The following is a 10877-nucleotide window of genomic DNA, read 5'->3' as shown; positions in this document are numbered from 1 at the left end:
TAGGTGTACAATTCTGATTTTCCTTTAATCACGCCCTCTATTCCCCCGAAGCCTTCAAGGTGTGCTTTTCCAAAATTTGTAATATAACCAACATCAGGCTCACAAATAGAGGACAAAAACTCAATTTCTTTTTGATGATTTGCACCCATTTCTACAATTCCAATTTCAGTTTTATTGGTAAATGACAGAAGTGTTAAGGGTACTCCGATATGATTATTTAGATTTCCTTTTGTTGCTTTAGTTTTAAATTGAGTAGCTAAAACGGCATGAATGAGTTCTTTAGTTGTCGTTTTTCCATTGCTACCCGTAATACCTATGATAGGAATCTTAAGTTGATGACGATGATGATTTGCTAATTCTTGAAGGGTTTCTAATACATTATCAACTACTATAGTTTTTCCTTCAATTTGGTAGTTTGCATCATCTATTACTGCATATTTAGCACCTTTTTGAATGGCTGTTGCTGCAAATTTATTTCCATTAAAATGATCACCCTGTAATGAAAAGAAAATAGCACCTCTTTTAATTGTTCTGGTGTCAGTGGTTACAAGATAATTACTTGAATAAATTTGATATAAGGCTTCAATATTCATGCTTAAATATAAAAAAAAATCCTCATTGAGTAGATTTCAATGAGGATTTATAGTTTTTTGTGTTAATTTATCTTGATGGGTTTCTAGCAGTTCTTTTACCATTATTAAGATTTCCCATAACGTCTGTTGCACATCTAAAACCGATGTAATTTGTAGACATATACTCTGGTAAATATCTTCTTTGCGCTGGATCTAACCAATACTCTCTGTCTTGCCAAGAACCTCCTTTATGAACTCTAGTTTTGTTACTAATTAAGGTAGTTCTCTTTTTAACATCGTATTTATCAAGTTTACCTGTATTTTCGTTTTTTGCATTGATTGGCGAATTGTACATTCTAGATTTGTTGGTAAATTGATCATCTTCTAAGTCAAATAAACGATTAGATAATTTATCACCATCATTCTTATCTGTATTATCAGAAACAGAGTAGTTTGTTCTCATGAAAACATCATTCATGGTCACAGGTACATATTTAATTTCACCAGGTAAGTTAGAAACTACCACTTTTCCATTAGGTAATGTATCATAAGAAACCATGGCCTTGTCAGATTCTCCAATAATTACAACTTGACCGGTTGAGTCTATTAATTTTTTTCTGAAGTTGTTCCCTCTATAAAAATTGAAATCATTAGCTTCATTATCTATGATCGGTCTATATACATCAGCTACCCATTCTGCAACATTTCCAGACATATCATAAAGCCCATACCCATTTGGTGGGTAAGATCTTACTGAGATAGGTATATCTGATCCATCTTCAGACCATCCAGATAACCCACTGTAGTTTCCTTTACTTTGTTTAAAGTTTGCCAACTGACTTCCTTTGTATCGGTTTGATTTCTCTTTAGTATCCTTTCCATCCCAAGCAAATTTCTTTCTACCTCTAATGTTATTGTATTCTCTATTTTCAGTATTTGCTTTAGCAGCATATTCCCATTCAACCTCAGTTGGTAGTCTAAATTTTTGTGATAAAATTCCATCAATAGAAGTTACTTGTCTCCCGGTGAATGCTCCTTTTTCTGGTCTAGGCGCTCCTTTCTTTCTTAATTTATTATCTGGTAAGCCTCTCTTGTATACCGTAGAATCACCATCAAATAATTTATAAGGGTTTTCTAAATATAAGTCGGTATCAAAAAAGTTACGTATCGTATCATTCCCTAACACATTAGATAAAACTCCTTTATCTATTAAATTTTTAAGATTTACAGCACTTGTTCTCCACTTACAGTATTGAACAGCTTGCAACCAACTTACTCCAACTACTGGATAATCAGAATATGCAGGATGTCTAAGGTAGCTTTCAGATAAAAGTTCAGTGTTTCCTAAACTACTTCTCCAAACAAGAGTATCAGGCAGTGCTGATGCGTAAATATTTTTATATTTTTCTTCTTCTGGAGGAAATACATCTTTAGTTACCTGAAGGTATAATAAGTATTCTGAGTTCGTTACTTCTGTTTCATCCAAATAAAATGAGCGTACGTGCATTTTTTGAGGTGTAGTATTCCAATCGAACATTACATCGTCTTGTACTTGCCCCATAACAAATGTACCACCTTCAATTCCAACCATTCCATCAGGTGTTTTCTGACCTTGAAATGAGGTTCCTTTGATATAACTCCCAAATTTAGGATCGTTAAAATTCCAACCCGTTAACGAAGATTTACTTTTATTGGTTGAATTACAATTGTATAGTAAAATAGTACTGAGCAAAAGAAGGGTTATTCTAGAATAGTTCTTCATATATAATATCAAATATTAGGATTCTAATTTTTTTTTGGCAATTTACAATAAAATTATTTTCATACAAGATATTTGTATATTTATATGGTTGTAAATTGTCACGTTATAAAGATAACGCAACACTTTTTCTTATATTATGATTTAACAATTTTTAACACAAAATATATCCAAATTATTTGCGTTCTTTGAAGAATGATTGCATTGAAAAAACATATTTTAGCACCTATTTTATTTGTTCTTTTGTCTGTTGCAAGCCACGGTCAAGTCACAAACTCAGTATTGGCCGATGGAAACTGGTATAAGTTTGCTGTAGATACTACGGGGGTTTTTAAAATAGACAGAGCTTTTTTACAACAGCTAGGAATTTCAACAAATAACCTAAATCCTAAAAAAATCCATATTTATGGTAATGGAGGTCAATTACTCCCAGAATTAAATGCAGATTTTAGGTATGATGATTTGCAAGAGAATGCTATTTTCATTGAGGGTGAAGAAGATAATTCTTTTGATGCTAATGATTACATTCTATTCTATGCCAAAGGACCCCACAGCTGGGAGGTAAATCCCGCTCAAGGAACGGTTAATCATATACAAAATATATACTCAGACAAATCTTATTATTTTATGACCATCAATGAAGATGATGGAAAGAGAATACAAAGTTCTTTTCCTGTTGTGGGTTCTGCTAGTACTCAAATTACTACATTTAATGATTATGTTTTTTATGAAAAAGAAACTACTAATCTTTTTGCAGTTGGTAAAAAATGGCTTGGAGAAGATTTTACTGTAGATAATGAGTTATCACTTGAAATACCATTCCCAAATATAGTTATAACTGAGCCTGTAAATATAAAAGTTAGAGCAGTGGCTGTATCTGAATTAACTTCTTCAATGCAAGTTAAGGTAAACACTCAAGATCTTTTAAATTTAAATTTTAGTGCAAGTGAAAGTTCAGGTTCTGGTAATCGAGCATCTGATAGATCGCAAAGCGCTAATCGCTCAATTTCAACGCCTACTCTTGATTTTAATTTAAATTACAATAACGGGGGCAATCCATCGGCTAGAGCTTATCTAGATTATATTGAAGTTTCAGGAATAAAACAGTTGATAGTAGATGATTTCCAGTTTTCTTTTCGAAGTTTTGAGGCCACTAATACAACTGGTGTAGTTGAATATCAGGTTCAGAATTCACAAAATATATCTCAAATCTGGAATGTAACTGATCCAATTAATGCAACCAATATAATTAACGAATCAGCTACTGGAAGTTTTACTTTTAATGCAAATTCTGGAGTGTTGCAAGAATATATTGTACTGCATCAAGATGATTATTACACCCCAGAAATCCTTTCCAACGCAAAAATTAAAAATCAAAATGTACATGCAATACAAGATATCAACTACCTACTAATTACCACTAATGAATTTGAAGAACAAGCTCAGAGAATTGCAGACTATCACATAGAAAACTCTGGATTAACAGCAAAAGTTGTCAATTTAGATGAGATTTATAATGAATTTTCCTCCGGCAGTAGAGATATTACAGGAATTAGAGATTTTATCAAACATGTTTATGAATTAAATTCAACACCTGATGATCAATTGAAATATGTTTGTTTTTTCGGAGATGCATCCTATGATTATAAAGATAGAATTATTGGGAACAATAATATTGTACCAGTGTATTTGGCAACTATTAGTTATGATTTAGCGGGTTCATATGTTACAGATGATTTTTTTGGGATGCTTGAAGAATTTGAGGGAACAATGTCTGGAGCACACACTATGGAAATTGCAACGGGAAGAATTCCGGTTTCTACTCAGCAACAAGCCAAAGATGTAGTTGATAAAATTTTAAGAGATTATAATGTTGATTCTTTTGGAGATTGGAGAAATACAATCACCTTAGTGGCCGATGATATTGATGCTCCAACTGACGCTAATATTCAAACAGGAGTGGAGACCATTGCTGATGATATTAAAGCCAATAAACCAATTTTTAATATCAATAAAATTTATGCAGATGCCTATGTACAACAAAATTCTTCAGGAGGTGAACGCTATCCAGATGTTAAGGAGGCAATTACTAGAGCCATAGAATCAGGTACACTAGTTTTTGATTACTTTGGTCATGGTGGTGAAGATGGTTTTGCAGCAGAACGATTTTTAGATATCCCACAAATTAAAGGGTTCAAAAATGAAAACACATTACCACTTTTTATAACCATCACATGTGAGTTTTCAAGATTTGATAACCCGATAAGAATTTCAGCTGGAGAAAATATTTTTTGGAATTCAACAGGTGGAGCGACTTCCATGATCTCAACTACTAGACTAGTTTTTATTAGTGTTGGTCAAGCATTTAATAAAAGATTAATTGCTACTTTATTAGAATTTAATGATGAAGACTTAACCATTTCAGAATCCTTAGTTAAAACAAAAAATAATTATACCCAAACTCAAAAGTTTTTCATTTATTATTTTGGTGATCCTGTAAAAAAATTAGCAATTCCTAAACCAAATATTATAATTAAAAAAATGAATGGTGAAGACATCAGCCAATCAATAGATACGCTAAAGGCTTTGTCTAAAGTTAGTTTTGAGGGAGTTGTTACTGATAATCTCAATGCTGTATTAACCGATTTTAACGGAAGTTTATCTACAACCGTTTATGACAAACCAATTGATAAATCAACATTAGATAATGATAATTATGGGAATGTAGAAATTTTTGATTCTCAAGAAAGTAAATTATTTAGAGGTTTGGCAACTGTAGAAAATGGAAATTTCAACTTCGAATTTATTGTGCCAAGAGATGTGAAAATTTCTTACGGAAAAGGGAAGCTAAGTTTTTATGCTACTAATGAAATACTTGATAAAGCAGGTTATAATACCGATGTGATTGTAGGGGGTATTAATGAGAATGCTCCTGAAGATTCTCTTGGTCCTGAAATTCAATTATTTATGAATGATGAGTCTTTCTTGGATGGTGCGAATACAAATGCATCACCAAATTTAATTGCAAAATTATTTGACTTAAGTGGAATTAACACCTCTGTTACTGCGGTAGATCATGATATTGTTGGAATTTTAGATGGAGATGAGTCTAATCCAATAATTCTAAATGACTTTTATCAAACCGAATTAGATGACTTTACTCGAGGTAAGGTAGTATATCGACTACGAGATTTATCTATAGGCCCCCATACCCTCAAACTTAAGGCATGGGATACTTACAATAACTCTTCAGAGGCAATGTTAAATTTTGTGGTTGTTAGTGATAATAGCATAACCTTAGATAATGTTTTAAATTATCCAAATCCATTTGTAAATTATACAGAGTTTTGGTTTACCCATAATAGTTCAGAAATACTAGATGTCTCTGTGCAGATTTTTACTGTTTCAGGAAAATTAGTAAGAACTTTAAATGGTCAAGCCGTTGGTTCTGGTTCAGCTTGTAACACATGTTCAAATACCAATAGCTCAACATCTAGAGATATTATTTGGGATGGAAGAGACGATTTTGGAGATAAAATAGGAAAAGGAACCTATATATATAAACTAAAAGTACATTCTAGTGTTACAAATAAAACTGTAGAAAAAATCGAGAAACTTGTTATACTATAATAAAGAATTATATTTGTCAAATAAAATGGATACACCAAACGAGCTTAGTTAAAGTTTTAAACTATTATTAAATAGATTAATACCAAAAAGCACGTAACCGTTAAAAATAATAAACACATATGAAAAGTAATATTTTAATACTAATATTAGTTGTTTTTGCTTTTAAAAGCAATGCTCAAAGTTCATTTCAAATTGAACCATATCAAGACTCGAGAGTCATAACAACAGGAATGCCGTTTCTTTTAATTGCTCCAGACGCCAGAGCCGCAGCAATGGGAGATATGGGAGTTGCAACATCACCAGATGCTTTTTCTCAAAAATGGAATGCTTCTAAATATGTTTTTTCAACAACAAAATCGGGTGTCTCATTAAGTTATACACCTTATTTAAGCAGGCTTGTAAATGATATAGGTATTGGTCATCTTACTTATTTTAATAGAATTAATGAGCAAAGTGCTTTTGGTGCAAGTTTTACTTATTTCAGTTTAGGAGAAATTGAATTTGTTGAAGATGAATTTTCTACACCTTTAGTTCAAAAGCCAAATGAATTTGCATTAGATTTGTCATACTCACTTCGATTAAGTGATCAATTTGGAATGGGAGTAACTATGCGCTATTTACGTTCAGATTTAAAGTTAAATACTGGTGGAAACGATATTAGTCCAGCAAGCACTTTTGGTGTGGATATTTCAGGATATTATCAAAGTGAAGAACAAGCCTATAACGACTTTAATGGTCGATGGAGAGGTGGTTTTGCGCTACAAAACTTAGGGCCTAAATTTAAGTACGATGAAGGAGGACAAGATAATTTTCAGCCTACCAACTTACGTTTAGGAGGTGGTTTCGATTTTATTTTCGACCAATACAATAAGTTAGGTGTAACAGCAGAGTTTACAAAACTTTTAGTGCCAACTCCTCCAGTTCGAGGGACAAGAACAGAATATATAGATAATAATGGGAATGGGCAATACGACCTTCCAGATAACGATCCAACCACTACTGATGATGAATTTATTAGTACAGAAGAAAACTATATCATAGAAGGACAAAGTCAAGATGTAGATTTCGTTTCAGGGATTTTTCAATCCTTTGGTGATGCACCAGGAGGAGGAAAAGAAGAATTACAGGAATTCACATATGCTGTAGGTTTAGAATACTTATATCAAGACTCTTTTGCATTTAGAGCAGGTTATTTTAACGAACACGAAACAAAAGGCGCACGTAAGTTCTTTGCATTAGGTGCAGGTTTTAAATATAATGTTATTAATGTAGATTTATCTTACTTATTTTCGGCATCAAAAGTACAGAGCCCATTAGAGAGTACATTACGTTTTTCTTTAACGTTTAATCTAGGAGAAGGAGAATATACAGAGTTTTAATGCTACTTTAAAAACATCAAAACAAAAACTATTGCCCAAAGCAATAGTTTTTTTGTCTAAATTAGTTTGTGTTACATTATTCAATACTTATGAAAGAAGTAAAAATAGAATCAAAATTGTATGTTTTTGATAATATAGAAGATACACCTGAGGAGATTCAAAACCTAATGCAACTAGCTATAGAAGCTAGAAAAAATGCTTACGCACCATACTCTAAATTTCATGTTGGAGCAGCTTTATTACTAGATAATGGAGAAATAATTTCTGGAAGTAATCAGGAAAATGCTTCTTATCCTTCTGGTTTATGTGCAGAGCGCACAGCTATTTTTTATGCAGGTGCCAAATACCCAAAAGCAACAATCTTAAAAATGGCAATAACTGCAGCTTCTCAAAATCAAAAAACCAATAAGCCAATACCACCATGTGGAGCTTGCAGACAATCTATTGCAGAGTACGAGTCCAAACAGGACAAAGCCATAGAAATTTATTTTATGGGTGAAATAGGCCATGTAATGAAGTCTAATTCATTGGCAAATTTACTGCCATTTGGTTTCGATTCATCAAATCTATAACGTTTTCGTAAAATAAAAGTGAAAATTGGTGTTATAATAGTCAATTTTCACTTTTGCAATACCAATTCAAAGTGTTACTTTTGTTATTGCAATGTTTTTAAAGACATTAGTTTTTCTAATCAATTCATTACGTATTGCGCAAAATAGAGTCAATTATAAATTGGCATCTTAATATTTAAATGGTTTTAATTTACTGAACAATAAACACCAAAATGCAAAAAATAACCAAAGAAGTTTACCTTAAGTGGTACGAGGATATGTTATTCTGGAGAAAGTTTGAAGACAAACTTGCTGCAGTTTATATTCAACAAAAAGTTAGAGGATTTCTTCACCTTTACAATGGTCAAGAAGCTGTTTTAGCAGGAGCTTTACATGCAATGGATTTAACTAAAGATAAAATGATTACTGCCTATCGTAATCACGTACAGCCTATAGGTATGGGAGTAGATCCTAAGCGCGTTATGGCAGAACTTTATGGAAAAGCAACAGGAACTTCACAAGGTTTAGGTGGTTCTATGCATATTTTTTCAAAAGAACACCGTTTTTACGGTGGACATGGTATTGTAGGAGGTCAAATTCCATTGGGAGCAGGAATTGCTTTTGGAGACAAGTACCACGATAAAGATGCTGTAACTATTTGTTGTTTTGGAGATGGTGCAGCCAGACAAGGTTCGTTACATGAAACATTTAACTTAGCAATGCTTTGGAATTTGCCTGTTGTATTCGTGTGTGAAAACAATGGCTATGCTATGGGAACAAGCGTAGAACGTACAGCTAATCACACAGATATTTGGAAATTAGGTAGAGGTTACGAAATGCCTTCAGGACCTGTAGATGGAATGAATCCCATTAAAGTAGCCGAAGCTTTCGATGAGGCTATTACAAGAGCAAGAACAGGAGGAGGACCAACATTTTTAGAAGTAAAGACATATCGTTATAGAGGTCACTCAATGTCTGATGCGCAGCATTACAGAACAAAAGACGAAGTAGAAGAGTACAAGAAAATCGATCCAATTAAGCAAGTAAAAGATATTATTTTAAAAGAGAACTATGCTAGCGAAGAGGATATTAAAGTAATAGATAAACGTGTTAAGGCATTAGTTGCTGAGTGTGAGAAATTTGCAGAAGACTCTCCATATCCTGAGAAAAACGTCATGTACGATGCCGTTTACGAGCAAGAAGATTATCCATTTATCGAGCATAAAATAAAATAAGCTATGGCAGAAGTAATAAATATGCCGCGTTTAAGCGACACTATGGAAGAAGGCACTGTAGCAAGTTGGCTTAAAAAAGTTGGCGATAAAGTAGAGGAAGGCGATATTTTGGCCGAAATTGAAACCGACAAAGCAACAATGGAATTCGAGTCTTTTAACGAAGGGACTCTACTCCATATTGGAATTCAAGAAGGAGAAACAGCAAAAGTAGATACGCTTTTAGCTATTATTGGAGATGAAGGTGAAGATATAAGTGGTTTGTTAAACGGAAATACTTCTCAAACAAAAGAAGCAAAAGAAGAAAAAATTGAAGCCACTACACAAGAAGCTCCTGTTTCATCAAGTACAGAAGAAGTCTTATCAAGTAATTCAGAAGAATTACCTGAAGGTGTTATAGTTGTTACTATGCCACGTTTAAGTGATACTATGGTAGAAGGTACTGTGGCAACATGGTTAAAGAAAACTGGTGATACTGTTGAAGAAGGCGATATTTTGGCCGAAATTGAAACAGATAAAGCCACTATGGAATTCGAATCTTTTCAATCTGGAACCTTATTATATGTAGGGTTAGAAGAAGGAGATTCTGCTAAAGTAGATTCACTCCTAGCAATTATTGGACCAGCTGGAACAGATGTTTCAAGTATTGCAAAAAACTTTAAAATGGAAGGTGCTTCAACTAAAAAAGAAGTAGCGCCAAAACTAGATACTCCAAAAGTAGAAACAAAACCAGAAGCACCAAAGCAACAAGCTCAAACTTCTGTTTCAAATTCAGATTCAACTTCAAATTCTTCTGGAAGACTTTTTGTTTCACCTCTTGCTAAGAAAATGGCAGAGGAAAAAGGCATCCAACTAAATCAAGTAAAAGGTTCTGGTGAAAACGGACGAATTGTAAAACGAGATATTGAAAACTTCATACCATTTACAACTGCAACAGTTTCAACTGCCAAGTTTGTGCCAACAGGTCAAGAAGATTATGACGAAGTACCAAACTCTAATATGCGCAAAGCGATAGCCAAGAATTTAGCAAAATCGAAATTTACTGCACCACATTATTATTTAAATGTGGAGTTTGATATGGAAAATGCAATAGCATTTAGAGCGCAATACAATTCTATTCCAGATGTAAAAATATCTTATAACGATATGATTATAAAAGCTTGTGCTTTGGCATTACGCGAGCATCCACAAGTCAACTCTCAGTGGTTTGACGATAGAATGCAATTAAACAATCATGTACATATTGGTGTTGCTGTAGCTGTACCAGACGGATTATTAGTGCCAGTTGTTAAATTTGCTAACGAGCAAAGTTTACCGCAAATTGGTGCAGCAGTAAGAGAATATGCAGGAAAAGCAAGAAATAAAAAACTATCTTTAGACGAAATGGAAGGGAGTACCTTTACTATTTCTAATTTAGGAATGTTTGGTATTGAAAGCTTTACTTCAATTATTAATCAGCCAAATTCAGCAATATTATCTGTTGGTGCAATTATAGAAAAGCCTGTAGTTAAAAACGGACAAGTAGTTGCTGGAAACACTATGAAATTAACTTTAGCTTGCGATCACAGAACAGTAGATGGAGCTACCGGAGCACAGTTTTTACAAACATTAAAAGGTTATATTGAAAATCCTGTAACAATGCTTGTATAAATATTTAACTGTTGTTCCAGCGCAGTTAGGAATCCACAATAATGAAAAACCTATTTCATTGAAATGAAGTAGGTTTTTTTATATTTTAACTTAAATAAAAACTA

At 33.1% G+C, this 10877-nt stretch carries 7 protein-coding genes; 5 read left to right on the top strand and 2 right to left on the bottom strand.

Annotation, left to right across the window (positions count from 1 at the left end):
• The coding region (locus tag P8H50_RS02100) for a Mur ligase family protein (RefSeq protein WP_300205115.1) at window positions 1-593 on the bottom strand (593 nt) is incomplete at its 3' end.
• 67 nt (window positions 594-660) lie between these two features.
• Window positions 661-2334, bottom strand: a complete 1674-nt coding sequence (gene gldJ, locus P8H50_RS02095; protein WP_300205113.1) for a gliding motility lipoprotein GldJ — start codon at window positions 2332-2334, stop codon at window positions 661-663.
• Window positions 2335-2526: 192 nt separating this feature from the next.
• On the opposite strand from gldJ, the gene porU reads away from it, so the two are divergent.
• The 5 genes from porU (at window position 2527) to P8H50_RS02070 (ending at window position 10773) form a co-directional block, all read left to right on the top strand.
• The gene (porU, locus tag P8H50_RS02090; RefSeq protein WP_300205111.1) at window positions 2527-5961 is read left to right on the top strand and encodes a type IX secretion system sortase PorU; all 3435 of its coding nucleotides are present in this window, start codon (window positions 2527-2529) and stop codon (window positions 5959-5961) included.
• Between the two features lie 119 nt (window positions 5962-6080).
• Window positions 6081-7340: a type IX secretion system outer membrane channel protein PorV gene (gene porV / locus P8H50_RS02085; RefSeq protein WP_300205109.1), complete on the top strand. Its 1260-nt coding sequence runs from the start codon at window positions 6081-6083 to the stop codon at window positions 7338-7340.
• A gap of 89 nt (window positions 7341-7429) precedes the next feature.
• Window positions 7430-7912, top strand: coding sequence for a cytidine deaminase (gene cdd / locus P8H50_RS02080; protein ID WP_300205107.1), 483 nt, complete (start codon window positions 7430-7432; stop codon window positions 7910-7912).
• A gap of 212 nt (window positions 7913-8124) precedes the next feature.
• Complete coding sequence (gene pdhA, locus P8H50_RS02075) at window positions 8125-9126, top strand: pyruvate dehydrogenase (acetyl-transferring) E1 component subunit alpha (RefSeq protein ID WP_300205105.1); 1002 nt, start codon at window positions 8125-8127, stop codon at window positions 9124-9126.
• A 3-nt stretch (window positions 9127-9129) separates the two neighbouring features.
• The gene (locus P8H50_RS02070; protein WP_300205103.1) at window positions 9130-10773 is read left to right on the top strand and encodes a pyruvate dehydrogenase complex dihydrolipoamide acetyltransferase; all 1644 of its coding nucleotides are present in this window, start codon (window positions 9130-9132) and stop codon (window positions 10771-10773) included.
• Window positions 10774-10877: the final 104 nt, after the last annotated feature.

Source organism: Lacinutrix sp., assembly GCF_029238095.1.
Classification (GTDB): Bacteria; Bacteroidota; Bacteroidia; order Flavobacteriales; family Flavobacteriaceae; genus Lacinutrix.
The sequence above is the reverse complement of the archived record's forward strand: the minus strand, read 5'-3'. Positions and strand labels throughout refer to the sequence as shown.